The following is a 25336-nucleotide window of genomic DNA, read 5'->3' on the forward strand; positions in this document are numbered from 1 at the left end:
GTGATGCCGTCCGCACGCGTCGGCTCACTGCACCGTGCCGCTGCCGGCCGGGTGATCGGCCGCCGGCACGAAGAGCTCGCCGGCATCGACCGCGTCGAAGCGGTACTGCGCGCCGCAGAAGTCGCAGCCGACCTCGATCTCGCCGCGCTCGGCGATCACCGAGTCGACCTCCTCGCGGCCCAGGCCGACGAGCATGCGCGCGACCCGCTCGCGCGAGCAGGTGCAGGCGAAGCGCGGCGTCTGCGGCTCGAACAGGCGCAGGTCCTCTTCCCAGAACAGCCGGCGCAGGATGGTCGGGGTGTCGAGCGTGAGCAGCTCCTCGCGCTTGAGCGTCGAGGCCAGGTGGGCGATGCGGTTGTAGCCCTCGTGCAGCCGGGCCTCCTCGTCCTCGGAGCGGACCTCGAGGTTTCCGGCGCCCTCCAGCGGCAGGCGCTGGATCAGCAGGCCGGCGGCGACCTGCTCGTCGGCGGCCAGGATCAGGCGCGTCTCGAGCTGCTCGGACTGCAGCATGTAGTGCTCGAGCACCTCGGAGAGCTGGTGCATCGGTTCGCCGTGCTCGCCGTGCAGCGGCACGACGCCCTGGTAGGGCTGCTGGCCGGGCTGGCGGTCCTTGGGGTCGAGCGTGATGACGCAGCGGCCCTGGCGGTTCGCGTCGAGCATGGACTTCAGGCTCGCCTCGGCCGGCACGTCGCCCACGACCTTGGCGGTGGCACGCACGGCCAGGTCCGGCTGGGCCTCGGCCACCGCCAGCTTGACCGGGCCGTCGCCCTGGATCTGCAGCACCAGCGCGCCGTTGAACTTGATGTTGGCCTGCATCAGCGTGGCCGCGGCGCTCATCTCGCCGAGCAGCTGCTGCACCGGTGCCGGGTAGCCGCCGGCCCCCTGGCGCCGCGCCAGCATCTCGGTCCAGGCGCCGGTCAGGCGCACCAGCACGCCGCGCACCGGCAGCCCCTCGAAGATGAACTTGTGCAGCTCGCCGCCGTGGATGGTCATGGACAGGTCCTTGTTCGCAAAGAAAGGGGGGGCAGATGCGGGCGCCGGGGCGCAAGTCAAGGTCAGCGCTCGATGCGGCGCAGCGTGTCGCGGTGGCGCCGGGCGTTGTCGACATAGTGCGCCGCGCCGTGCTGGAAGCGCTCGGCCTCCTCGGGCGTGAGCGTCTTCACCACCTTGGCCGGGCTGCCCAGGATCATCGAGTAGTCCGGAAACTCCTTGCCCTCGGTGACCAGGGCGCCGGCGCCGACGACGCAGTGCCGGCCGATGCGCGCGCGGTTGAGCACGATCGCGCCGATGCCGATCAGCGAGCCGTCGCCGACGGTGCAGCCGTGCAGCATGCACTGGTGGCCGACGGTGACGTTCTCGCCGATCACCAGCTCGATGCCGGCGTCGGTGTGCAGCACCGAGTTGTCCTGGATGTTGCTGCCGCGGCCGATGCGGATGCGGTCGGTGTCGCCGCGCACCACGACGCCGTACCAGACGCTGCTGTTCTCGGCCATCTCGACCAGGCCGATGACGTCGGCGCTGTCGGCGATGTGCGCCGTCTCGTGGATCTGCGGAATGTGCTCGCCGAGCTGATAGAGGGCCATCGTCTCTCCTTGAAACGGAACGGGGCGGCTGGAGGGGGCAGAATTCTACGGATGGACCTGAGACAGATGGCCCTGGGGGCCTTGTGCGTGACCGATCCGGTGCGCAAAGCATACGCGGTGCAGTCGCTGTGGGCGCAGCTCGAGGCGCGCGATCCGGGCCTGCGCATCGACGCCGCGCAGGTGCTCGACGAGCCGGCCTTCCTGCCGGGGCGTCCCGAGCGGCCGCGGCTGGTGCCGGCGGTGGAGGTGCCGCAGCGCTCGCCCTTCACGCCGGAGGGGCGCGCGGCGCTGCTGCACGCCATCGCGCACATCGAGTTCAACGCGATCAACCTGGCGCTGGACGCGGTCTGGCGCTTTGCCGGCCTGCCGGAGAAGTTCTACGTCGACTGGATGCGCGTTGCCGCCGAGGAGGCGAAGCACTATCTGCTGCTGGCCGGGCATCTGGCCACGCTGGGCCATGTCTACGGCGACTTCGACGCGCATGACGGACTGTGGAGCATGACCTGGAAGACGCGCAGCGACTTCGTCGCGCGCATGGCGCTGGTGCCGCGCACGCTGGAGGCGCGCGGGCTCGACGCCACGCCGCTCATCCAGGTCAAGCTGCGCAAGGCCGGCGACCTGCGCGCGGTCGAGATCCTCGACCTGATCCTGCGCGAGGAGGTCGGCCACGTCGCCATCGGCAACCACTGGTACCGGTGGGCCTGCGAGCGCGAGGGGCTCGATCCGGTGCCGCACTACCGCACGCTGGTGGCGCAGTACGCCGCGCCGCGGCTGCGGCCGCCCTTCAACCGCGAGGCGCGGCTGGCGGCCGGCTTCAGCGAGATCGAGCTGTCCTGGCTGGAGGAAGCGGTGCCGTCAGCCACGCCGGCCAGCGGCGGCGCGCCGGCGCCCTGAAGCGGCGGCGTGCCGCCGCGTCGACGCGGCCGCGCGGCACCGCCGAGGTCGCATGGTCGACCGGGCGTAGGACCGGCCGGGCCGGCGCGGGCTGCCGGGCCGGCTCCGACGCCGGCTCCAGCGGTGCCAGCCAGCGCGAGCGCAGCGACAGCACCGGCCGCTCGAACACGCGCCAGGACAGCCAGCCGATCGCCCAGCAGGCCAGAGCGGTGACGGCCAGGTAGGCCAGCGCGATCGCCGGATCGGCAGTCGCGTCGTCGCCGCTCCAGCGCCGCAGCAGCGGCAGGCCGATCAGGTCGTGCACCGGCTTGTGGAAGACGTAGATCGCGTAGCTGTAGCGGCCCAGGCTGGCGAGCACGCCCGAGCGCAGCACCCGGCTCGGCCAGCCCATCAGCGCGCTGCGCGCGCGTGCCCGGTCGCACAGCATCGCCCAGCCGACGAAGGCGACGCAGCTCAGCGTCAGCAGCGTGTAGCCGCCGATCTGCGCCGTGTCGCCGAGGCGGTGGAAGCCCTCGCTGAACAGCGCCGTCAGGCCCAGCAGCAGCACGCCCAGGCGCAGCAGGTGCGCCGCGCGCCAGCGGGTCGCGCCGCCGAGCGCGCGGCCGCGGTCCCAGGCGGCCAGCGCGGCGCCGGCGGCCAGCGCATCCATCCGGCTGATCGTGAACTCGTACAGCGCCTCCGCCGGCAGGCCGAGGCCGAGCATCAGCAGGCGCAGCAGCGGGCTGGCCGCCACCAGCGCCAGCGACAGCAGCCAGATCTCGCGCAGGCCCAGCCGCCACAGCAGCAGCGGCCAGACCAGATAGAACTGCTCCTCGACGGCGAGCGACCAGAAGTGCGGCAGCGGCCCGCCCTGCGGATCGAAGGGCGTGACCCAGTTCGACAGGTAGAGCCACAGCCAGGCGGTGCCGAAGGCGGACTCGTGCGGCAGCCGCATGCCCAGCGCCGGCAGCAGCACGGTGAACAGCAGCAGCGCCAGCCAGTACAGCGGGAAGATGCGCAGCACCCGCTTGACGAGAAAGTCGCGCAGCCAGCCGGGCCGGCCCCGCGTCTCGAGCAGGCCGCGGGTGATCAGGAAGCCGCTGAGCACGAAGAACAGCTGCACGCCGATCCAGCCGAGGTAGAAGGTTTCCTTCAGCAGCGCGGCGGCGCGCCCGTGCTGCGGCGCCAGGTCGAGCACGTCGAGGTTGTGCAGCAGCACCAGGGCGATCGCCAGTCCCCTGAGCCCGTCGAGCGAGGGCAGGTGGTCGAGAGCCGTCGGGGAGGCGGGGGCAGCACGGGGGGCGTTCACGGTCGCCGATGCTGCCACAGGCCGGGTTCACGGCGCGCGTTCGCGCAGGCCGTGCCGCTCGCATGCGGGGTCGCCGCAGCGGCCGCAGACATGATTCCACCGGATCTTCGGCTTCGGGCCGTGCCCGCGCTGCCAGGCCGCCCAGGCCGACAGCGCCGCCTGCAGCCGGGCCTCGCCCTGGCCGGCCACCACCGAGAAGCCCAGCCCGGCACCCAGCAGCAGCCCGCGCAGCAGCCGGTCCGTCGGCGCGCGCACCTGCGGACCGTCGCGCTGCAGGCCGTCGGCGACCCAGGGCAGGTCCAGCGCCATCAGCAGCGTCAGGTCGGCCTGGCGGTGCGCGGCCAGCGCGTCCTCGTGCAGCGAGCGGTCGCCGAAGATCATCTCGCTGTAGACGGCCGTCATCAGCGCGGTGGTGTCGGCCACCACCACGTCGACCGGCAGCAGCCGCGAGCGCCGCGCCGCCTCGATGCGCCGGCTCTGCTCGGCGGCGATCGCGGCCTGCTCGTCGGGGCGGGGCGTGCGGCCGTGGCGGTCGCAGAACTCGCGCAGGTACTCGTCGACGCAGACTGCCTCCAGCCCGTCGGCGCGCAGCCGCGCGGTCAGCGCGCGCGCCAGCGTCGACTTGCCGCTGCTCTCGGCGCCGACGATGGCGATCAGCGCGGCCGCGGTCACGGCCGGCGCGCCTGCTCGCGCCAGGCCTTCCAGCCCAGCACCGACAGCACGACGAAGACCGCGTACAGCAGCACCGTCAGGTACAGGCCCTTGTAGGCGAACAGCGCCACCGACACCAGGTTCACGCCGATCCAGGTCGGCCAGTTCTCGACATGCTTGCGCGCCAGCAGCCACTGGCCGACCAGGCTGAAGGCGGTCGGGAAGGCGTCCCAGTAGGGCACGTCGGTGGGCGTGCGGGTGTCGAGGAACCAGCCGATGGCCGGCCACAGCAGCAGCCCGCTGCCGAAGACCGGCAGCCAGGCCCGGCGCGGCAGCGCGCGCACCTGCAGCGGCGCGCCGTCGTCGGTGCCGCGCAGCCACTGCCACCAGCCCCACAGCGAGACCACCGCGAAGAAGATCTGCAGCGAGCCGTCGCCGTAGAGCTGGTAGCTCCAGAACAGCCCGAAATACAGCAGCGAGGACACGATGGCCAGCGGCCAGGCCACCGGCATCACCCGCATGTTGGCGAACACCATCGCCAGCGACAGCACGAAGGCCACCATCTCCAGCCAGGTGAAGGGCGCCTCCCACAGCGTGAAGGCCGGCACCAGCAGCGGCTGCAGGGCCAGGGTCAGGGCATCGGGGGCGGGCTCGGTCATGGTGGCGTGGGGCGGAGGCGACGGGGCCGGCATCATGGCATGGCGGCGCTTGAAAAAGCTTCATCGCCCGTTCCAACAACTCTCAAGCCGGCGGGCCGGCGGCGCCTCGATCATCGGCCTCCCGTTCGGGAGGAGACATGAGCGACCCCATCCATTCCACCCCATCCACCCCGGCTGCCGATGCGGTCCCGGTGCTGGCGCGCCTGCGCGAGGTGCTGCCGGCGCACGCGCTGCTGTCGCGCCGCGGCGAGCTGACCCCCTACGAGTGCGACGGCCTGACCGCCTACCGCGAGCGTCCGCTGCTGGTGGCGCTGCCCGAGACCGAGGCGCAGGTCGCCGCGGTGCTCAAGACCTGCCATGCGATGGGCGTGCCGGTGGTGGCGCGCGGCGCCGGCACCGGCCTGTCGGGCGGCGCGATGCCGCACCGCGACGGCGTCACGCTGTCGCTGGCGAAGTTCAGCCGCATCCTGCGGCTCGACGCCGAGGCCGGTCTGGCGGTGGTGCAGTGCGGCGTGCGCAACCTCGCCATCAGCGAGGCGGCCGCGCCTTACGGCCTGTACTACGCGCCGGACCCGTCGAGCCAGATCGCCTGCACCATCGGCGGCAACGTGGCCGAGAACTCCGGGGGCGTGCACTGCCTGAAGTACGGCCTGACGCTGCACAACGTGCTGAAGGTGCGCGGCTTCACCGCCGAGGGCGAGCTGGTCGAGTTCGGCGGCGAGGCGCCCGACATGCCGGGGCTGGACCTGCTCAGCGTGGTCGTCGGCAGCGAGGGGATGCTGGCGGTCATCACCGAGGTGACGGTCAAGCTGGTGCCGAAGCCCCAGCTGGCGCGCTGCATCATGGCGAGCTTCCCCACGGTGGAGGCCGCCGGCGACGCGGTGGCGGCGGTGATCGCCGCCGGCATCATCCCGGCCGGGCTGGAGATGATGGACAAGCCCATGACCGCCGCGGTCGAGGACTATGTGCACGCCGGATACGACCTGGACGCCGCGGCCATCCTGCTGTGCGAGAGCGACGGCACGCCCGAGGAGGTCGAGGAGGAGATCGGCCGCATGAGCGCGGTGCTGACGCGCTGCGGCGCCAGCCGCATCGAGGTCAGCCGCGACGAGGCGCAGCGCCTGCGCTTCTGGTCCGGGCGCAAGAATGCCTTCCCGGCCTCGGGGCGCATCAGCCCCGACTACATGTGCATGGACTCGACCATCCCGCGCAAGCGCCTGGCCGACATCCTGCGCGCCATCGCCGAGATGGAGCAGAAATACCAGCTGCGCTGCTGCAACGTCTTCCATGCCGGCGACGGCAACCTGCACCCGCTGATCCTGTTCGATGCGCAGGACCCGGACCAGCTGCGCCGCTGCGAGCTCTTCGGCGCCGACATCCTGGAGACCAGCGTGGCGATGGGCGGCACGGTCACCGGCGAGCACGGCGTGGGCGTCGAGAAGCTCAATTCGATGTGCGTGCAGTTCTCGCCCGCCGAGCGCGAGGCGATGCTGGCGCTGAAGACCGCCTTCGATCCGTCCGGCCTGCTCAATCCCGGCAAGGTCATTCCGACGCTGCACCGCTGCGCCGAATACGGCCGCCTGCATGTGCGCCGCGGCCTGCTGCCGTTTCCCGAACTGGAGCGTTTCTGATGAGCGCCGTGAAGACCCCTCCCGATGCCGCGCTGCAGCGGCTGCGCGAGTGCATCCTGGCCGCGGGCCGCGCCGGCATGCCGCTGGCGATCCGCGGCCACGGCTCGAAGGCGGGCCTGGCGCCCGACGCGGCGCGGCCGGCCGACGGCGCCGAGCCGCTCGACCTGACGCTGCTGTCGGGCATCAGCGCCCACGAGCCCAGCGAGCTGGTGGTGACGGTGCGCGCCGGCACGCCGATCGACGAGCTGGAGGCCGCGCTGGCCGCCCAGGGCCAGCACCTGGCCTTCGAGCCGCCGCGGCTGCAGACGCCGGGTGCGCGCGGGCGCGGCACGGTGGGCGGCATGGTCGCCTCGGGCCTGTCGGGCCCGGCGCGCATGGCCGCCGGCTCGGTGCGCGACCATGTGCTGGGCGTGACGATGCTCGACGGCCGCGGCGAGCTGCTGAGCTTCGGCGGGCAGGTGATGAAGAACGTCGCCGGCTATGACGTCTCGCGGCTGATGGCCGGCTCCTGGGGCCGGCTGGGCGTGCTGTGCGAGGTGTCGCTGAAGGTGCTGCCCGAGCCGGTGGCGGGCCTGACGCTGCGCTTCGCGATGGGCCAGGCCGAGGCGCTGGCGGCGCTGACCGGCTGGTCGCGCCGGCCGCTGCCGCTGCAGGCCAGCGCCTGGCACGAGGGCGTGCTGATGCTGCGCCTGGCCGGCGCGCAGGCGGCGGTGGACGCGGCGCGGCGCGAGCTCGGCGGCGAGCCGGTGGCGGCGGCGGAGGCGGCCGCCTTCTGGACCGCGCTGCGCGACCGCCGCCATGCGCTGTGGCAGTTCGCGGCCCAGGGCCTGCCGGCGGGGCAGCGGCTGTGGCGCCTGGCGGTGGCGCCGCATGCGCCGACCTTGCGCCTGCGTGGCAGCGGCCTGATCGAGTGGCACGGCGGCCAGCGCTGGTGGCTGACCGACGAGCCGGCGGACGCGGTGCACGCCGCCGCCCGCGCGGCCGGCGGCCATGCCGAGCTGCAGGCCGGCGGCGCGCCGGGCGAGGCCCGCGCCGCGCCGCTGCCGGCGGTGCAGGCGCAGATCGAGCGCCGCCTGCGCCAGACCTTCGACCCGCACGGCCTGTTCACCCGCGACTGACCCTGCATTGATCCCGAGCCTGCCATGCACACCGAACTGTCCCCCGAACACGCCGGCACCGCCGACGGCGAGGCCGCCCGCGCGCTGCTGCAGAAATGCGTGCACTGCGGCTTCTGCACCGCGACCTGCCCGACCTACCAGCTGCTCGGCGACGAGCTCGACGGCCCGCGCGGCCGCATCTACCAGATCAAGAACCTGCTCGAAGGCGAGGCGCCGACGCGCGAGCTGCAGACGCATCTCGACCGCTGCCTGACCTGCCGCAACTGCGAGAGCACCTGCCCGTCGGGCGTGCAGTACGGCGAGCTGGCCGAGATCGGCCGCCGGCTGGTGGATGCGCGCGTCGAGCGCCCGGCCACCGAGCGCCTGGTGCGCTGGGCGCTGAAGGAGGGCCTGACCTCGCCGCTGTTCGCGCCGGCGCTGCAGCTCGGCCAGGCGCTGCGCCCGCTGCTGCCCGAGACGCTCCAGGCCAAGGTGCCCGAGCGCCGCGAGGCCGATGCACGCGGCTGGCCGCAGAAGCGCCATGCGCGGCGCATGCTGATGCTGGCCGGCTGCGTGCAGCCGGCGATGTCGCCCGAGATCAATCCGGCGACTGCGCGGGTGCTCGACGCCGCCGGCATCGAGGTGGTGGTGCCGGCGGGCGCGGGCTGCTGCGGCGCGATCCGCGCGCACCTGAACGACCGCGACGGCGGCCTGGCCGACATGCGCCGCAACATCGATGCCTGGTGGCCGCTGATCGAGCGCGGCGAGGTCGAGGCGATCGTCATGAACGCCTCGGGCTGCGGTGCCACCGTCAAGGAATACGGCCACCATCTGGCGGGGGACGCGGCCTATGCGGCCAAGGCGGCCCGGGTGAGCGCGATGACGCGCGATCTCAGCGAGCTGCTGCCCGAGCTGGTGCCGGTGCTCAAGCCGAAGCTGGCGGCGGCCGCGCAGGCCGGACGGCTGGCACTGCACCCGCCGTGCACGCTGCAGCATGCGCAGAAGCTCAAGGGCGGTCTGGAGGCGGGTCTGCGCGAGCTGGGCTTCACGGTGGCGCTGCCGGCCGACAGCCACCTGTGCTGCGGCTCGGCCGGCACCTATTCGGTGCTGCAGCCGGCGCTCTCGAAGCAGCTGCGCGAGCGCAAGCAGGCCAGCCTGGCGGCGCTGTCGCCCGACACCATCGTGTCGGCCAACATCGGCTGCATCACGCACCTGCAGGCAGGCTGCGCGACGCCGGTGCGGCATTGGGTGGAAGTGCTCGACGCGGCGCTGCGCGGCTGAGCAGCCGCGCAGGAGGGCGGCCTCAGGGCGAGGCCGGCCGGACGGCGGCCTGCGGGTACTGCACCAGGATCTCGTCGGGCTTGACCATGCCGAGGTCGTGGCGGGCCTTCTCCTCGATGATCTCGGTGCCTTCCTGGAGGTCCTTGATCTCGGCCCGCAGCTGGTCGTTGCGCACGCGCGCCTCGGCATTGCGGGCCTGCTTCTCGGCGACCAGCGCCGAGAGCTCGCGCACGCGCGGCATCCCGTTGCTGCCGAACCAGAGCTCGGCATGGATCAGCCCGAACAGGGCCACCAGGATCACGGTGATGACGCGCATGGCGGACGCGGGCGATCAGCGCAGGTTGTAGAACGCGGCGCGGCCCGGGTAGACGGCGATCTCGCCCAGGTCTTCCTCGATGCGCAGCAGCTGGTTGTACTTGGCGATGCGGTCCGAGCGGCTCATCGAGCCGGTCTTGATCTGGCCGGCGTTCAGGCCGACGGCGATGTCGGAGATCGTCGAGTCCTCGGTCTCGCCCGAGCGGTGCGAGATCACGGCGGTGTAGCCGGCGCGCTTGGCCATCTCGATGGCGGCGAAGGTTTCCGACAGCGTGCCGATCTGGTTGATCTTGATGAGGATCGAGTTGGCGATGCCCTTCTCGATGCCTTCCTTCAGGATCTTCGTGTTGGTCACGAACAGGTCGTCGCCGACCAGCTGGACCTTCTTGCCCAGACGCTCGGTCAGGTGCGCCCAGCCGGCCCAGTCGCCCTCGTGCATGCCGTCCTCGATCGAGATGATCGGGTACTTGTCGCACCAGGTGGCCAGGATGTTGGTCCACTCCTCGGCGGTCAGCACCAGGCCTTCGCCTTCCAGGTGGTACTTGCCGTCCTTGTAGAACTCGCTGGCGGCGCAGTCCAGGCCCAGCGCGATCTGGTCGCCGGCGCGGTAGCCGGCCTTCTCGACGGCTTCCAGGATCAGCTGGATCGCGGCCTCGTGGCTGGCCACGCTCGGAGCGAAGCCGCCCTCGTCGCCGACCGCGGTCGACATGCCCTTGTCGTGGATGATCTTCTTCAGCGCGTGGAAGACCTCGGCGCCCCAGCGGACGGCTTCACGGAAGGTGGGGGCACCGACCGGGATGATCATCAGCTCTTGCAGGTCGAGGTTGTTGTTGGCGTGGGCGCCGCCGTTGATGACGTTCATCATCGGCACCGGCAGCTGCACGCCGCCCATGCCGCCGAAGTAGCGGTACAGGGGCAGACCGGACTCTTCGGCCGCGGCGCGGGCCACGGCCATCGAGACGGCCAGCATCGCGTTCGCGCCCAGGCGCGACTTGTTGTCGGTGCCGTCGAGGTCGATCAGGGTCTTGTCCAGGAAGGCCTGCTCGGCCGCGTCCAGGCCCAGAACGGCTTCCGAGATCTCGGTGTTGATGTTCTGGACGGCGTTGAGCACGCCCTTGCCCAGGTAGCGGCTCTTGTCGCCGTCGCGCAGCTCGATGGCTTCGCGCGAGCCGGTGGACGCGCCGCTCGGCACGGCCGCACGGCCCATGACGCCGCTTTCCAGCAGCACGTCGCATTCGATGGTGGGATTGCCGCGGCTGTCGAGGATCTCGCGGCCGACGATGTCTACGATTGCACTCATCATTGACTCCTGTTTCGGATTCTGGGGGCGCGTGGATGGTGCCGGCTGCAGGTTACCCGCGCTGAACAATCCGACAGGCGATGCCCGCCGGGGTTCACGGCCGTTCCACGAAAATGCCGGATCCGCGATGCTAATGCGCCCGAAGGCGAAGAGCCACCCGGTCCGGACAAGGGGAAAGCATTGTTCGTGCAGTCTCCGCCTTCTTCAGCACCTGTTCAGCACGAGAAGTCGTTCTCGAGCAGCGGCTGCGCCTTGACGACGCGGTCGATCGCGACGAGCTGCTCGAGCAGCGTGCGCATGTGCTTCAGCGGCACCGCGTTGGGGCCGTCCGAGAAGGCCTCGGCCGGGCGCGGATGCGTCTCCATGAAGAGGCCGGCCACGCCGACGCCGACGCCGGCGCGCGCCAGCACCGGCACCATCTCGCGCGCGCCGCCGCTGGAGCCGCCCAGGCCACCGGGCTTCTGCACCGAGTGCGTCACGTCGAACACCACCGGCGCGCCGGAGCTGCGCATCTCGGCCAGGCTGGTCATGTCGGCGACCAGGTTGTTGTAGCCGAAGCTCACGCCGCGCTCGCAGGCCAGGAAGCGGTCCTCCGACAGGCCGGCCTCGCGGGCGGCGGCCCGGGCCTTGTCGATGACGTTCTTCATGTCCCAGGGCGCGAGGAACTGGCCCTTCTTGATGTTGACGGGCTTGCCGCTCTTCGCCACCGCGTGGATGAAGTCGGTCTGCCGGCACAGGAAGGCCGGCGTCTGCAGCACGTCGACCACGCTGGCGACCTCGGCGATCTGCGACTCGTCGTGCACGTCGGTGATGACCGGCAGGCCCGTCTGGCGACGCACCTCGTCGAGGATCTTCAGGCCCGCGTCGATGCCCACGCCCCGCCGGCTGGTGCCCGACGAACGGTTGGCCTTGTCGAACGAGCCCTTGTAGATCAGCGGGATGCCCAGCGCGCTGCAGGCCTCCTTGAGCTGGCCGGCGACGTCCAGGCTCAGCTCGAGGCTCTCGATCGAGCAGGTGCCGGCGATCAGGAAGAAGGGCCGGTCCAGGCCGGCCTCGAATCCGCAGAGTTGCATGATGGGTGTGCCTGCCTGGGCGTCGGGTGGGGGATCAGCGCGCGCCGCGCTTCTTGTGCTGCAGCGCCGCCTCGATGTAGCTGATGAACAGCGGGTGGCCGTCCCACGGCGTCGACTTGAATTCCGGGTGGAACTGCACGCCGACGAACCACGGGTGCACCTCGCGCGGCAGCTCGACCATCTCGGTGAGCTTCTCGCGCTGGGTGATGGCCGAGATCACCAGGCCGGCGTCCTGCAGGCGCTGCAGGTACTTCTCGTTGGCCTCGTAGCGGTGGCGGTGGCGCTCGGTGACGACCGGGCCGTAGATCTCGTGCGCGATCGTGCCGGGCTTGACGTCGGAGCTCTGCGCCCCGAGGCGCATCGTGCCGCCGAGGTCGGAGCTGGCGTCGCGCTTCTGGATCGTGCCGTCGGCGTCCTGCCACTCGTCGATCAGCGCGATCACCGGGTGCGGCGTCTCGGGCTCGAACTCGGTCGAGTTGGCGTCCGCCAGGCCCGCCATGTGGCGCGCGTACTCGATCGTCGCGACCTGCATGCCGAGGCAGATGCCCAGGTAGGGAATGCCGTGCTCGCGGGCGTGCTGGGCGGCGAGGATCTTGCCCTCGATGCCGCGCTTGCCGAAGCCGCCCGGCACCAGGATGGCGTCGTAGCGGTCGAGCTCGGCGGCGCTCTCGGCCGTCAGCTTCTCCGAGTCCACGTACTCGATGTTGACCTTGACGTGGTGGTGGATGCCGGCGTGGCGCAGCGCCTCGTTGAGCGACTTGTACGAGTCCGACAGCTCGGTGTACTTGCCGGCCATCGCGATCGTGACCTCGCCCTTCGGGTTCTCGACCTCATTGACCAGGCGGTCCCAGCGCTTGAGGTTGGCCGGGCGGGTGAAGAGCTGCAGCTTCATGCAGATCAGCTCGTCCAGGCCCTGCTCGTGGAGCATGCGCGGCACCTTGTAGATGGTGTCGGCATCCCACACCGAGATCACGCCGTGGCGCGCGACGTTGGTGAACAGGCTGATCTTCTCGCGCTCGTCGTCCGGGATCGGGCGGTCGGCGCGGCACAGCAGCGCGTCGGGCTGGATGCCGATCTCGCGCATCTTCTGCACCGTGTGCTGGGTCGGCTTGGTCTTGAGCTCGCCGGCCGCGGCGATCCACGGCACGTAGGTCAGGTGCACGAAGGCGGCGTTCTGCGGGCCCAGCTTCAGCGCCATCTGGCGCACGGCCTCGAGGAAGGGCAGCGACTCGATGTCGCCCACCGTGCCGCCGATCTCGACGATGGCCACGTCGACCGCGTCGGGCGTGCCCACGCCCGCGCCGTGCTTGACGTATTCCTGGATCTCGTTGGTGACGTGCGGGATCACCTGCACCGTCTTGCCGAGGTAGTCGCCGCGACGCTCCTTCTCCAGCACGGTCGTGTAGACCTGGCCGCTGGTGAAGTTGTTGGACTTGCGCATGCGCGTCGTGATGAAGCGCTCGTAGTGGCCCAGGTCGAGGTCGGTCTCGGCGCCGTCGTCGGTGACGAACACCTCGCCGTGCTGGAACGGCGACATCGTGCCCGGGTCGACGTTCAGGTAGGGGTCGAGCTTGATCAGCGTGACCTTCAGGCCGCGCGATTCGAGGATGGCAGCCAGGGAGGCCGCGGCGATGCCCTTGCCGAGCGAGGACACCACGCCGCCGGTGACGAAGACGAACTTGGTCATGTGAAGCGGCCCTCCCTTGGGTGCATCGCGGGCGCCGTTCGAGGGGCGCGGGGGACGCATTTCAGGAGGGCCGTGGTGGTAAAACGAGATTATAGGCGGCAGGCCGCGCCCGGGCGAAGGGCGTCCTTCGCGCCGGGGCTTGGCGCCGTGCGGCCCGGCGGTCAGACCTCGAGGTTGTCGATCAGCCGCGTCGTGCCCAGCCTGGCCGCGGCCAGCGCCACCAGCGGCGTGCCGGCGGCCAGGTCCTCGGGCGAGGGCGGCAGCAGGTCGGCGCGGCGGCGCAGCGTCAGGTAGTCGGGCTTCCAGCCGCGTGCGGCCAGCGCGTCGGCGGCGCGCCGCTCGATGCCGGCGATGTCGCGCTCGCCCGCGAGCACCGCTTCGCGCATCGCCTGCAGCGCCAGCGACAGCTGCACCGACTCGGCGCGCTCGGCCTCGCCCAGATAGCCGTTGCGCGACGACAGCGCCAGGCCGTCGCCCGCGCGCGAGGTCTCGCCGGCGACGATCCGCACCGGCAGCGCGAACTGCTCGACCATGTGCCGGATCACCATCAGCTGCTGATAGTCCTTCTTGCCGAAGACCGCCACCTGCGGCTGCACGCACTGCAGCAGCTTCATCACCACGGTGCACACGCCGGTGAAGAAGCCGGGGCGGAAGTGCCCCTCCAGCAGGTCGGCCAGCGCCGGGTCGGGCAGCACCTTGAAGGTCTGCGGCTGCGGGTAGAGCTCGGCCTCGTCGGGCGCGAAGACGATGTCGCAGCCGGCACCCTCGAGCAGCTCGCAGTCGCGCGCCAGCGTGCGCGGGTAGCGGTCGAAGTCCTCGTTCGGGCCGAACTGCAGCCGGTTGACGAAGATGCTGGCCACGACCGGCACGGCCGGGCCGACCAGCGCGCGCGCCTGGCGCACCAGGCTCAGGTGGCCGTCGTGCAGATTGCCCATCGTCGGCACGAAGGCGGGGCGGAGGTCGGCCGGGCCGGCCAGCGCGGCGCGCAGCTCGGCGAGGGTGTGGATGACGCGCATCGGACGGTTCTCGGTGGGGCGGTGGAGGAGCGGGACTCAGTCCGCGGAGTACGCGTGCGCGACCCGGTCGGGGAAGGAGCCGTCCTTGACCGCGGCGACATAGCGCCGCATCGCGTCGCCGATGCTGCCGCCCTCGAGCATGAAGTTGCGCACGAAGCGCGGCAGTCTGCCACGGGTGGCGCCCAGCATGTCGTGCATCACCAGCACCTGGCCGGCGGTGTCGGGGCCGGCGCCGATGCCGATGGTCATCAGGCCGGGGCTGTCGGCCTGAACCGCGGCGGCGACCTCGGTGGGCATCAGCTCGAGCACCATCATCGCCGCGCCCGCGTCGGCCAGCTCCTTGGCCTGGCGGCGCAGCACCGCCGCGCCGTCGGCGTCGCGGCCCTGCACGCGGTAGCCGCCCAGCGCGTGCACGCTCTGCGGCGTCAGGCCCAGGTGTGCGCACACCGGCACGCCGCGCTCGACCAGGAAGCGCACCGTCTCGGCCGTCCAGCCGCCGCCTTCGAGCTTGACCATCTGCGCGCCGGCCTGCATCAGCGCCTCGGCCGAGGCCATCGCCTGCGACGGGCCCTGCTGGTAGCTGCCGAAGGGCAGGTCGGCGATCAGCCAGGCCGCGCCGCCGTGCTGCAGGCCGCGCGCGACGCAGCGGGTGTGGTAGGCCATCTCGGCCAGCGTGACCGGCAGCGTGCTGCTGTGGCCCTGCAGCAACATGCCCAGCGAATCGCCGACCAGCAGCGTGTCCAGGCCGGATTCGTCGGCCAGACGCGCGAAAGTGGCGTCATAGGCGGTCAGCATCGTGATCTTTTCACGGCGCGCATGCATCGCGCGCAGCGAATGCAGCGTGACCGGCTTGCGCTGGCCGGGCAGGGCGGTGGGCTGGACGTGAGAGCTCAAATCTGTCTCCAGACGAAATTGTGCGAGAACCGGCCCTCTTTTCCGAGGACCGCGGCATTCTAGTCAGGCGTGCTGCGCTGCAGCAGTGGTAACTTTCCGGGCCCGTACCGATCATCACCGCCGACCGATACCGCCATCATGACCGTGGACAAGCCTCATGCGCCCGCCTGCGAACGCAACCGTGAGCCCATCCTGGCGGTGCTTCGTGCGCTGTACGCCGATCGCCGCTCGGTGCTGGAGATCGGCAGCGGCACCGGACAGCACGCGGTGCATTTTGCCGCCGCGCTGCCGCACCTGCGCTGGCAGACCTCCGACCTGAAGGCCCAGCTGCCGGGCATCTGCCTGTGGCTGGCCGACCGGATGCTGCCCAACACGCCGCCGCCGATCTGTCTCGATGTCGACAGCGCCTGGCCGGCGCGCCGCTTCGACGCGGTCTACACCGCCAACACGCTGCACATCATGTCCTGGGCCCAGGTTCAGGCGATGTTCGAGCGCCTGCCGACCGTGCTCGACGCCGGCGGCCTGTTCACCGTGTACGGTCCGTTCCGTTATGACGGTGCGCCCACCAGCGACAGCAACGCCGCCTTCGACGCGACGCTGCGCGCGGCCGATCCGCTGCGCGGCGTGCGCGACTTCGAGGCGGTGGCCGCACTGGCCCGCGAGGCCGGCCTCGCGCTGGTCGAGGACCGCGCCATGCCATCCAACAACCGCTGCATCACCTGGCGGCACGTCGGCGCGGCCTGAAGATCTGTGAGATTTCCTGTCCCTGAGGATTGCCTGAGCATCCTCGGGGCCGGCGCACATCAATCCGGCTGATCCGCGCCAGACGCGCAGGAATTCACGCCATCTGCCCATCCTTCGGTCGAGGTGGTGAGATTTCCTCTCGCCACGACACCTCCCTTGCAGCCGCTTACCGCCGGTGTCGAGACGTGCGGTCACAGATGCCGGTGCCTGCTCACGAAACGCCTACAGCGTCGATACAGCCTCTTTCCAGAATCCGGGCTCGCTGACACGGCGACCCTCCAGATCGGCACTGGCTCGCCGAATAACTGGTCATTTCACCGGATTTTGCCGATTCGAATGGCTGGAAGATGCCCTGCGACCCGAGCACCCCGTGCCTGAGGGATTGCAGCAACCGCATGTCCGCATGCAGCAGAAGTTGAGCTGAGGCCCATGATGTCCCTTCCTTTTTCGATGCACCGCCGCCACGCCGCGCTGGCCCTGGCCCTGTGCCAGATCGCGACCCTGAGCGCCTGCGGCGGCGGCGATGCCGCCGTCGCGGAGGCCGACGCCGCCGAGACGACGAGTGCGCAGGCCCTGGCCGGCGGCCGCACCGTCACGCAGAGCGCCGCAGCCGCAGCCGCTGCAGCGACCGGCACCACCACGACCGGCACCACGACCACGGTGGCTGCCGCCGCCACCGGGACGCTGAAGAACCCGATCCTGTTCGTCACGCAGGTGCCGTTCACCACCTCGGTCGACATGGCCACCCGCCTGGCGACCTTCGCCAACCACATCCCGCAGATCCAGGTCGCGCCGCGGGGCGGCGACCTGATGATCCGCTACCCCGACGGCACGCTGCGCAACCTGACCAAGGAGGCCGGCTTCGGCATGGACGGCCTGCAGGGCGACAAGGCGATCGCGGTGCGCGAGCCCAGCGTGCACTGGAGCGGCACGAAGGCGCTGATCAGCATGGTGGTCGGCGCGCCGACCCGCCAGTACTACGACGTCGACGCGAAGTGGCAGATCTTCGAGGTCACCGGCCTGGCCAAGGGCTCCGCCGTCAAGATCACCCGGGTGGCCAACCAGCCGGCCGCCTACAACAACGTCTCGCCGTTCTACGGCACCGACGACCGCATCCTGTTCACCTCCGACCGGCCGCGCGGCGGCGAGGCGCATCTCTATCCGCAGCTCGACGAGTACGAGAGCACGCCGACCAACACCGGCATCTGGCGCCTGAACCCGGCGACGGCCGAGCTCAAGCTGCTCAACCACGCGGTCAGCGGCGCGTTCACGCCGATCATCGACAGCGCCGGGCGCATCGTCTTCACCCGCTGGGACCACCTCAAGCGCGACCAGAACACCAGCGGCCTGGGCGGGGTGAACTACGCCAGCGAGGCCTCGGGCGCCGCCAGGCTGGCCAGCGCCAGCGAGGTCTTCCCCGAGCCGCTGACCAGCAGCACCAGCAGCTACGGCACCGTCAACGGGCATGACTACAACCTGTTCTCGCCCTGGCACATGAACGAGGACGGCACCGGCGAGGAAACGCTCAACCACATCGGCCGCCACGAGCTCGAGCCGACGCTGTTCACCCGCAGCTTCGCCGGCGACAGCGCGCTGTACGACTACTACAGCGCCGGCTTCACCGCGAACAAGAAGACCATCCGCCACGACGGGGGCATCTACCAGATCCGCGAGGATCCCCTCAAGCCCGGCACCTTCTACGCGGTCTACGGCCGCGAGTTCAACGAACTCGGCGCCAGCCAGATCGTGCGCTTCAACGGCGGCGTCGGCATGAACGCCGAGCAGATCGCCTTCACCGATGCCAGCGATCCGACGCTGGCGGTCGGACGCTACCGCTCGCCCACGCCGCTGGCCGACGGCCAGATGGTGGCCAGCTACGCGCCGAGCGTGACGGTGGGCGCCTTCCAGAACACCCGCTTCACCGTGCGGCTGCTGGACTACAACGCCACCACCGGCCAGTACGGCGCCGGCACCTCGCTGACCGGCGGCATCACCAAGAGCGTCAGCTGGTGGGATCCGGACACCAAGAAGAGCTACAGCGGTCCGCTGTGGGAGCTCGATCCGGTCGAGGTCGTCGCGCGCACCCGTCCGGCGATGAAGGTGGAGTCGGCGATGGCCGCGCCCGAGAAGGCGATCCTGACCGAGGAGGGCATCAGCGAGACCGCGCTGCGCACCTGGCTGAAGGCCAACAACCTCGCGCTGATCGTCACCCGCAACCAGACCGCCCGCGACCGTGCCGACAAGCAGCAGCCCTACAACCTGCAGGTGCCCGGCGGCACGAAGACGGTCGGCAACAGCGGCAAGGTCTACGACATCGCGCACTACCAGATCCTGGAGGCCGACTCGGTGCGCGGCTACACCTCGCGTCCGGGACGTCGCCCGATCGCCCAGCCGATGGCCTCGACGGTGACCGCGAAGAACGTGCCCAACACCTCGGGTCCGGCCGGCAGCGTGAAGATCGCCGCCGACGGCTCGACCGCGGCCTTCGTGCCGGCCAACCGCGCGGTGACCTGGCAGACCACGGACACCGTCGGCACGCCGATCGTGCGCGAGCGTGTCTGGATCACCTTCCAGCCGGGCGAGGTGCGGGTCTGCGCGTCCTGCCACGGCATCAACAAGACCGACCAGGCCGGCCGTGCGGCCCCGACCAACAAGCCCGAGGCGCTGCGTGCGCTGGTGCGCTACTGGAACACGCTGCCCAAGTGAGCGTGCGCGGCATGCCGGCCCGGCATGCCCGCCAGCATCTCCAGCACCCGCCGGGCGGCCTCGCCCGGCTTTTCCATCGGAAAGAGGTGGCTGCCCTCGATCCACTGCAGCCGCTCGCCCACCAGCCGGCGGGTGGCGGCCAGCCCGGCCTGGCGCAGCTCGCGCGACTGGGTGCCCGCGAGGAAGCCGACCGGACAGCGCGGGGGCTGGCGCGCGATCAGGCGGTCGAGCGTGTGTGGCAGCGTGTCGTAGATGCGCGCCTCGACCTGGCGGTCGAAGGCCAGCCGCACGCCGTCCGCGTCGGTGCGGCCCGCCGGCACCAGGCCGCAGGCCAGATAGTCGTCGAGCACGCCCGGCGCCCAGCGCGCGAAGACCGGCTTGGCGCCGAAATGCGCCCGCGCCGCGTCGACCGAGGGCCAGTGCATGCGCCGCCGCGCGGCGATGCGCCCCGGCGAGATCCGCGCGATCAGCCGGGTCGCCTTGGCCAGGCGCACGCTCTGCGCCCGCCAGCCGCCGACCACCGGCGAGTCCAGCAGCACCACCGCGTCGGCCAGGTCCGGGCGCTGCAGCGCCGCCTTCAGGCTGAGCACGCCGCCCATCGAGTGCCCGACCAGCACCCGCGGCCCCGGCGCGACCGGCAGGCCGCTGGCGAAGCCGATCAGCTGGTCGCGCAGCCGCGGCCAGTTGCTGCTGACCGGATGCGCCGGATCGTGGCCGTACATCGGCAGCGCCTCGACCCGCCAGCCGGCCTCGCGCCAGACCTCGAGCATCTGGCGGTAGGTGCCGGCCGGAAAGCCGTTGCCGTGGCTGAAGACGATCGTGCCGGGCGCTTCCATCGCGGTCAGACGATCTTCTCGCCCGGGTGGGTGATCTTGCGCATCGTCTCGTAGCGCTCGGACTCGACCATCAGCGGGAACTCGGCCGCGGCGCCGTCGCCGCTCCATTGCGGGTGCTCGATGCCCTCGAACACCTCGCGCAGGCGCTGGCCCCAGGTGTCGTGGATCATCTTGAAGTACGGGTTCTTCTCGTCGATGCAGACGATGCGCTCGGCCTTCAGGTCGCCGTTGCGGTAGACCAGCAGGTCCAGCGGCAGGCCGACCGAGAGGTTGGACTTCAGCGTCGAGTCCATCGACACCAGCGCGCACTTGGCCGCCTCGTCCAGCGGCGTGGTGGGCGTGAGCACGCGGTCCAGGATGGGCTTGCCGTACTTCGACTCGCCCACCTGGAAGAAGCAGGTCTCGCGGGTGGCCTCGATGAAGTTGCCGGCCGAGTAGACCAGGAACAGCCGCATGCCCTCGTCGCCGATCTGGCCGCCGAAGATCATCGAGCAGTTGAAGTCGATGCCGGCCGCGCGCAGTGCCGGGCCGTCGGTCTCGTAGACCCGGCGCACCGCGGCGCCCAGCACGCGGGTGGCGTCGAACATGCTCCTGGCGTTCCAGATCGTGATCGGCTCGCCGCCGTCCGGTGCCGGGATCTTCTCGACCTGCAGGATCTCGCGCACCGACTGCGAGATCGACAGGTTGCCCGCCGACAGCAGCACCATGCAGCGGTCGCCGGCCTTCTCGTAGACCATCATCTTGCGGAAGGTGCTGATCGCGTCGAGACCGGCGTTGGTGCGCGAGTCGGAGAGGAAGACGAGGCCGGCGTTGAGCCGGATGCCGACACAGTAGGTCATGGGAGGGCTGCCTGAGATGTTTCGGGGAGTCGGGGAAATCGTGCGGACGGTGCGGCGCGCGGGCCGGCTCAGCGGCGCGGGGCGCCGGCGGCGAGCTGCTTGAGCTGATAGATCGCGTCGAGCGCCGACCGGGGGGTGAGCGTATCAGGGTCGAGCGCGTCGAGCGCCTGCCGCAGTGCTTCGGCGAGCGGATCGGGTGGCGCGGCCACGACAGCGGGCACGGGCTCCGGCACCGGCGTCGGCGCGGGTTCGGGCTCCGGCGGCGCGGCGAACAGGTCGATCTGCGGGGTGCCGGCGCTTTTCTGCGCTTCGAGCTGGTCGAGCGCCTGGCGCGCCTGGCGCAGCACCGCCGCCGGCATGCCGGCCAGCCGCGCCACCTGCACGCCGTAGCTGCGGCTGGCCGGCCCGGGCTCGATCGCGTGCAGGAAGACGATGTCGTCGCCGGACTCGGCCGCCGAGACATGCATGTTCAGCGCGTGGCGGTGCTTCGCGGGGAATTCGGTCAGCTCGAAGTAGTGGGTGGCGAACAGCGCGAAGGCGCGGTTGCGATCGTGCAGATGGCTGGCGATCGCGCCGGCCAGCGCCAGCCCGTCGAAGGTCGAGGTGCCTCGGCCGATCTCGTCCATCAGCACCAGCGAGTGCTCGGTGGCGCCGTGCAGGATGGCGGCGGCCTCGGTCATCTCCATCATGAAGGTGGACTGGGCGTTGGCCAGGTCGTCGGCCGCGCCGATGCGGGTGTGGATCGCGTCGATCGGCCCGAGCCGGCAGCGCGAGGCCGGCACGAAGGAGCCGATCGCCGCCAGCAGCACCGTCAGCGCCACCTGGCGCATGAAGGTGCTCTTGCCCCCCATGTTCGGCCCGGTGATGACCAGCATGCGCCGCGCCGCGTCGAGCCGGCAGTCGTTGGGAATGAAGCTGCCGGCGCCCGACTCGGCCAGCCGCGCCTCGACCACCGGATGGCGGCCGCGCTCGATCTCGATGCAGGGCTGGGGCACGAAGTCCGGCCGGCACCAGTCGAGCGTGCGCGCGCGCTCGGCCAGCGCGGCGAGCACGTCCAGCGAGGCCAGCGCGCGGCCCAGCTCGGACAGCGCCGCCAGGTGCGGCTGCAGCGCGTCGAGCAGCTGCTCCCACAGCCATTTCTCGCGCGCCAGCGCCCGCTCCTGCGCCGAGAGCGCCTTGTCCTCGAAGGCCTTGAGCTCGGGCGTGATGAAGCGCTCGGCGTTCTTCAGCGTCTGGCGGCGCTGGTAGTTCAGCGGCACCTTGTCGATCTGCCCGGCGGTGACCTCGATGTAGAAGCCGTGCACCTTGTTGTACTGCACCCGCAGGTTCTGGATGCCGGTGCGCAGCCGCTCGCGCGCCTCCATCTCGAGCAGGAAGGCGTCGCAGTTGGACGAGATGGCGCGCAGCTCGTCCAGGTCCGGATCGAAGCCGGTGGCGATGACGCCGCCGTCGCGCAGCAGCACCGCCGGCTCCGGCGCGACGGCGCGGTGCAGCAGCTCGGCGATGGCCGCGTCCGGCGTCAGCGCGGCGTGCAGGTCGGCCAGCAGCGCGCCGTCCTCGGGCACCTGGCGACGCAGCTCGGGCAGCACCGCCAGCGTCTCGCGCAGGCCCGCCAGCTCGCGCGGGCGCACCTGGCGCAGCGCGGTGCGCGCGCTGGTGCGCTGCACGTCGCTCACCTGGCGCAGCGCGTCGCGCAGCGGCTCGACCGCGTGCGCCGCCTGCAGCACCTCGATCGCCTCGAGGCGCCGGCGCGCCGGCTCGCGCTCGCGCGGCGGGTGGGTCAGCCACTGGCGCAGCATGCGGCTGCCCATGCCGGTGCGGCAGCTGTCGAGCAGGCTCAGCAGCGTGGGCGCCGTCTCGCCCTTGAGCGTCTGGGTGATCTCGAGGTTGCGCAGCGTCGCCGGCGGCAGCTCCAGCAGCGCGTGGGCGCGCTCGACCGTCAGCGTGCTGACATGCGACAGCGCCCGGCCCTGGGTGTGCTCGGCATAGCCCAGCAGCGCGGAGGCCGCGGCGTGCGCGGCGTGCAGGTCCTGCGCGTTGAAGCCGGCCAGATGCGCGACCTTGAGCTGCTCGCGCAGCTTGCGCTCGCCCAGCGCCGGATCGAACTGCCAGTGCGGCCGCGAGGTCAGCGGCACGCCGGCCTGGCGCAGCGCCAGCGGCCGGCGCTCCTCGTGCAGCTCGCCGCTGATCAGCACCTCGGCCGGCGCCAGCCGCGACAGCCAGGCCGCCAGCTCGCGCTCGCCGCATTCGGTCAGGCCGAGCTGGCCGCTGGCCAGCGCCAGCCAGGCCAGGCCGTAGACCGGCTGCGCGGCCGGCCCGCGCATCGCCAGCGCCAGCAGCCGGGTGTCGCGGCGCTCGTCGAGCAGCTCGGTGTCGGTCACCGTGCCCGGCGTGACCACCCGCACCACCTTGCGCTCGACCGGCCCCTTGCTCGCGCCCACCTCGCCGACCTGCTCGGCGATCGCCACCGCCTCGCCCAGGCGGATCAGCCGGGCCAGATAGTTCTCGACCGCATGCACCGGCACGCCCGCCATCACCACCGGCTCGCCCGCGCTCTGGCCGCGGGTGGTGAGCGTCACGTCCAGCAGCCGGTTGGCGCGCCGGGCGTCGTCGTAGAACAGCTCATAGAAGTCCCCCATCCGGTAGAACACCAGCGTGTCGGGGAAATCGGCCTTGATGCGCAGGTACTGCTGCATCATCGGCGTGTGGCCGCCCAGGCCGTCCGTGTCCGGGCGCGTCGTCGGGGTTCTGCTCATGGGTGTCGGCGCGACGAAGGCGCCGTGGGCGGGAAAACCCGCCATCTTAGATGGACGAAGGGGGCTTGCCTTCGGTAGCGGCAATTCGCAAAATCTATAGGCGCATGGCAACGGAACACCATGCCCGTCTGGCCGCAATGGCCGACACAGCTGATCGCGTTAGCGGCAGCGCCCGTTTTCACTGGCTACAGGAGCGGGGATTTCCTCTCAACGGAACTCTCCCCATGTGCTCCCAAAAGGTCCAGTCTCTCCGATCCCGCGCCTTTCAGAATCAGTCCGGCTGCTGCTGGTATTGCGGTGTCCGCATGTGGTCGTTGTCGCCGGATGAGCTGGCGAACGCGCCTGCCAAGGGGCGACAAGTCTTGCGCTGCACGGCCGAACACCTGATCGCTCGATGCGATGGAGGACGTGATGAGGCCACCAACATCGTGGCCGCCTGCGAGCGCTGCAATCACACCCGCCATCAGCGCAAGCACCCACCAGTGCCAGAGGTCTACCGCGCCGATGTGCGCAAACGCATCGCGCGGGGTGGCTGGCATCACCGGTGGGTGCACGATCTGGGCTTGATCACGAAAGCCAGGTCAGAGGATCTGCCAAGCGTTTCGCTCACGCATGCATCGCGGCGATGATCGAGCTTCTGACAGGAGCCCCTCCCGATGGACATCATTCACCAGATCCTCGAGCACGACGCCGGCCGCGAGCCTGAGCGGCTGCAGCGCAAGTACGACCGCATGCGCGAGAGCGCCTTCGTCTTCCTGCGTGCGACCTGCGCTCTGTTCTGGCGGCGGCTGCCGGCCGGGCTGGCGCTGTTCGAGGCGGGGCCGGAGGGTGCGCCGGCGGTCTGGAGCTGCGGCGACCTGCATTTCGAGAACGTCGGCAGCTACGAGGGCGACAACCGCCAGACCTACTTCGACATCAACGACTTCGACGAGTCGGCGCTGGCGCCGGCGAGCTGGGACCTGCTGCGGCTGCTCGCCAGCCTGCGGGTGGGCGCCGACACGCTGGGGATCGATGCCGAGGACGCGCGGGGGCTGTGCCGTGCCACTTTGCAGGCCCATGTGCAGGCGCTGCGGCGCGGCAAGGCCTTCTGGATCGAGCGCGACGTGGCCGACGGCGTGGTCCGCGAACTGCTCGACCAGCTGCGCCGGCGCGATGCCGAGGCGTTTCTGGACAAGCGCAGCAGCGGCCGAGGCGCGTCGCGCCGGCTGAAGGTCGACGGGCAGCGCGTGCTGAAGGCGACGGCGGCCGAGCAGGATCGGGTGCGGGACTTCATGGCCGGCTTCGCGGCGACGCAGCCCGATCCGGACTTCTTCCGGGTGCTCGATGTCGAGCGGCGGGTGGCCGGCACCGGCTCGCTCGGCCTGGCGCGCTGGGTGGTGCTGGTGCGCGGCGAGGGAGGCGACAGCGGCCAGCGCCTGCTCGACCTGAAGCAGGCGGTGCCGTCGTCGCTGGAGGCGCTGCTGCCCGCGCACGGCGTGGCGCAGCCGGCCTGGCCGGACGCCGCAACCCGCATCGTCGCGCTGCAGCAGCGGCTGCAGGCGGTGCCGATGGCCTGGCTGCACGCGGTGCGCCTGGGCGACATGCCTTGCGTGCTGCGCGAGCTGCAGCCCACCGAGGACCGCGTCTCGCTCGATCGTGCCACCACCTCGCGCACGGAACTGCACGAGTTCGCCACGACGCTGGGCCGGATGCTGGCCTGGGCGCAGCTGCGCTCGGGCGGGCAGGGCGGCTCGGCAGACGCGGATGCGCTGATCGACTTCGGCGAGCGCCAGGACTGGCACGCGCCGATGCTGGAGACGGCCGAGACGATGGCGCGGCAGGTCGAGCAGGACTGGGCGGTCTATGCGGCCGCGCATGACGCGGGCCGCTTCCGGGTCGCCGCCGAGGGCGGCTGACCCGGCCGTTCGATCAGAACGGCGCGTCGCCGTCGCGGCGGCGGCTGCGGCGCGGGGCCTCGGCGGGCGCCTCTTCCTTCGGCGGCAGGTCGGCCTTGCGGATGCGGGTCGGGGCCTTGCGGACGACGACCGGGACCGGCGCGGCTTCCTCGGGCGTCGGCTCGAAGGCGGCGGCCAGCGCGGCGGCCGGC

The 25336-nt window shown here is 71.3% G+C and carries 22 protein-coding genes; 8 read left to right on the forward strand and 14 right to left on the reverse strand.

The features are described 5' to 3' along the window. Positions 1 to 24: 24 nt before the first annotated feature. Positions 25 to 993 carry an Hsp33 family molecular chaperone HslO gene (gene hslO, locus HNQ01_RS11555; RefSeq protein ID WP_173805589.1) on the reverse strand — a complete coding sequence of 323 codons (969 nt, stop codon included), beginning with the start codon at positions 991 to 993 and terminating at the stop codon, positions 25 to 27. 62 nt (positions 994 to 1055) lie between these two features. Next, positions 1056 to 1583: a gamma carbonic anhydrase family protein gene (locus tag HNQ01_RS11560; RefSeq protein WP_173805590.1), complete on the reverse strand. Its 528-nt coding sequence runs from the start codon at positions 1581 to 1583 to the stop codon at positions 1056 to 1058. 51 nt (positions 1584 to 1634) lie between these two features. On the opposite strand from HNQ01_RS11560, the gene HNQ01_RS11565 reads away from it, so the two are divergent. Then, the gene (locus HNQ01_RS11565; RefSeq protein WP_173805591.1) at positions 1635 to 2477 is read left to right on the forward strand and encodes a ferritin-like domain-containing protein; all 843 of its coding nucleotides are present in this window, start codon (positions 1635 to 1637) and stop codon (positions 2475 to 2477) included. Here the strand turns inward: HNQ01_RS11565 and HNQ01_RS11570 are convergent. Genes HNQ01_RS11570 through pnuC form a run of 3 tightly spaced genes read right to left on the reverse strand, consistent with a single transcriptional unit; the run spans position 2398 to position 5075 of the window. Further along, the gene (locus HNQ01_RS11570; protein WP_173805592.1) at positions 2398 to 3765 is read right to left on the reverse strand and encodes an acyltransferase family protein; all 1368 of its coding nucleotides are present in this window, start codon (positions 3763 to 3765) and stop codon (positions 2398 to 2400) included. The two genes, HNQ01_RS11565 and HNQ01_RS11570, sit on opposite strands and share 80 nt — an antisense overlap. A 27-nt stretch (positions 3766 to 3792) precedes the next feature. Next, positions 3793 to 4437: an AAA family ATPase gene (locus tag HNQ01_RS11575; protein ID WP_173805593.1), complete on the reverse strand. Its 645-nt coding sequence runs from the start codon at positions 4435 to 4437 to the stop codon at positions 3793 to 3795. After that, the gene (gene pnuC / locus HNQ01_RS11580) at positions 4434 to 5075 is read right to left on the reverse strand and encodes a nicotinamide riboside transporter PnuC (protein ID WP_173805594.1); all 642 of its coding nucleotides are present in this window, start codon (positions 5073 to 5075) and stop codon (positions 4434 to 4436) included. Before pnuC ends, HNQ01_RS11575 begins: the two co-directional genes overlap by 4 nt. Before the next feature lie 137 nt (positions 5076 to 5212). Here pnuC and HNQ01_RS11585 point away from each other — a divergent pair, with 137 nt between their 5' ends. From HNQ01_RS11585 to glcF, 3 genes are read left to right on the forward strand one after another with little or no spacing between them, the layout of a single operon-like run. Further along, positions 5213 to 6706: an FAD-linked oxidase C-terminal domain-containing protein gene (locus tag HNQ01_RS11585; protein WP_173805595.1), complete on the forward strand. Its 1494-nt coding sequence runs from the start codon at positions 5213 to 5215 to the stop codon at positions 6704 to 6706. Further along, positions 6706 to 7824 carry a glycolate oxidase subunit GlcE gene (glcE, locus tag HNQ01_RS11590; protein ID WP_173805596.1) on the forward strand — a complete coding sequence of 373 codons (1119 nt, stop codon included), beginning with the start codon at positions 6706 to 6708 and terminating at the stop codon, positions 7822 to 7824. Before HNQ01_RS11585 ends, glcE begins: the two co-directional genes overlap by 1 nt. 24 nt (positions 7825 to 7848) lie before the next feature. Beyond that, positions 7849 to 9084 carry a glycolate oxidase subunit GlcF gene (gene glcF / locus HNQ01_RS11595; protein ID WP_173805597.1) on the forward strand — a complete coding sequence of 412 codons (1236 nt, stop codon included), beginning with the start codon at positions 7849 to 7851 and terminating at the stop codon, positions 9082 to 9084. Positions 9085 to 9106: 22 nt separating this feature from the next. Here the strand turns inward: glcF and ftsB are convergent, their stop codons facing one another. The 6 genes from ftsB to panB form a co-directional block, all read right to left on the reverse strand. Next, complete coding sequence (gene ftsB, locus HNQ01_RS11600) at positions 9107 to 9400, reverse strand: cell division protein FtsB (RefSeq protein WP_173805598.1); 294 nt, start codon at positions 9398 to 9400, stop codon at positions 9107 to 9109. A 15-nt stretch (positions 9401 to 9415) separates the two neighbouring features. Further along, complete coding sequence (gene eno, locus HNQ01_RS11605) at positions 9416 to 10699, reverse strand: phosphopyruvate hydratase (protein ID WP_173805599.1); 1284 nt, start codon at positions 10697 to 10699, stop codon at positions 9416 to 9418. A gap of 215 nt (positions 10700 to 10914) precedes the next feature. Beyond that, entirely contained in the window at positions 10915 to 11772 is an 858-nt protein-coding gene (gene kdsA, locus HNQ01_RS11610) for a 3-deoxy-8-phosphooctulonate synthase (RefSeq protein WP_173805600.1), read from the reverse strand. 34 nt (positions 11773 to 11806) lie between these two features. Then, complete coding sequence (locus HNQ01_RS11615) at positions 11807 to 13459, reverse strand: CTP synthase (protein ID WP_173805601.1); 1653 nt, start codon at positions 13457 to 13459, stop codon at positions 11807 to 11809. Positions 13460 to 13620: 161 nt separating this feature from the next. Then, entirely contained in the window at positions 13621 to 14475 is an 855-nt protein-coding gene (panC, locus tag HNQ01_RS11620) for a pantoate--beta-alanine ligase (RefSeq protein ID WP_173805602.1), read from the reverse strand. A 36-nt stretch (positions 14476 to 14511) separates the two neighbouring features. Continuing rightward, positions 14512 to 15369 (reverse strand): 3-methyl-2-oxobutanoate hydroxymethyltransferase, encoded by an 858-nt coding sequence (gene panB / locus HNQ01_RS11625; RefSeq protein WP_173805603.1) that lies wholly within the window; start codon positions 15367 to 15369, stop codon positions 14512 to 14514. Positions 15370 to 15507: 138 nt separating this feature from the next. Between panB and HNQ01_RS11630 the strand changes: the two genes are divergently transcribed. Together HNQ01_RS11630 and HNQ01_RS11635 are read left to right on the forward strand one after the other, a co-directional pair. Further along, positions 15508 to 16113, forward strand: coding sequence for a DUF938 domain-containing protein (locus tag HNQ01_RS11630; RefSeq protein ID WP_173805604.1), 606 nt, complete (start codon positions 15508 to 15510; stop codon positions 16111 to 16113). Positions 16114 to 16545: 432 nt separating this feature from the next. Further along, a complete protein-coding gene (locus HNQ01_RS11635; protein WP_173805605.1) occupies positions 16546 to 18819 on the forward strand; it encodes an HzsA-related protein in 2274 nt (757 codons plus the stop codon). On the opposite strand, the gene HNQ01_RS11640 is transcribed toward HNQ01_RS11635, so the two are convergent. From HNQ01_RS11640 to mutS, 3 genes are all read right to left on the reverse strand, one after another. After that, the gene (locus HNQ01_RS11640) at positions 18795 to 19655 is read right to left on the reverse strand and encodes an alpha/beta hydrolase (protein WP_173805606.1); all 861 of its coding nucleotides are present in this window, start codon (positions 19653 to 19655) and stop codon (positions 18795 to 18797) included. The genes HNQ01_RS11635 and HNQ01_RS11640 overlap by 25 nt on opposite strands. Positions 19656 to 19660: 5 nt before the next feature. Beyond that, positions 19661 to 20494 carry a proteasome-type protease gene (locus HNQ01_RS11645; RefSeq protein WP_173805607.1) on the reverse strand — a complete coding sequence of 278 codons (834 nt, stop codon included), beginning with the start codon at positions 20492 to 20494 and terminating at the stop codon, positions 19661 to 19663. Positions 20495 to 20562: 68 nt separating this feature from the next. Continuing rightward, on the reverse strand, positions 20563 to 23250 hold the full coding sequence (gene mutS, locus HNQ01_RS11650) for a DNA mismatch repair protein MutS (RefSeq protein ID WP_286180722.1): 2688 nt from the start codon (positions 23248 to 23250) through the stop codon (positions 20563 to 20565). A gap of 305 nt (positions 23251 to 23555) precedes the next feature. On the opposite strand from mutS, the gene HNQ01_RS22600 reads away from it, so the two are divergent. Both HNQ01_RS22600 and HNQ01_RS11660 read left to right on the forward strand, forming a co-directional pair. Then, on the forward strand, positions 23556 to 23879 hold the full coding sequence (locus tag HNQ01_RS22600; RefSeq protein WP_353621693.1) for an HNH endonuclease: 324 nt from the start codon (positions 23556 to 23558) through the stop codon (positions 23877 to 23879). Between the two features lie 27 nt (positions 23880 to 23906). Next, entirely contained in the window at positions 23907 to 25145 is a 1239-nt protein-coding gene (locus HNQ01_RS11660; protein ID WP_173805609.1) for a DUF2252 domain-containing protein, read from the forward strand. Positions 25146 to 25336 lie beyond the last annotated feature (191 nt).

It is taken from the genome of Sphaerotilus uruguayifluvii (assembly GCF_013294065.1).
Taxonomy (GTDB): Bacteria; Pseudomonadota; Gammaproteobacteria; order Burkholderiales; family Burkholderiaceae_C; genus Sphaerotilus; species Sphaerotilus uruguayifluvii.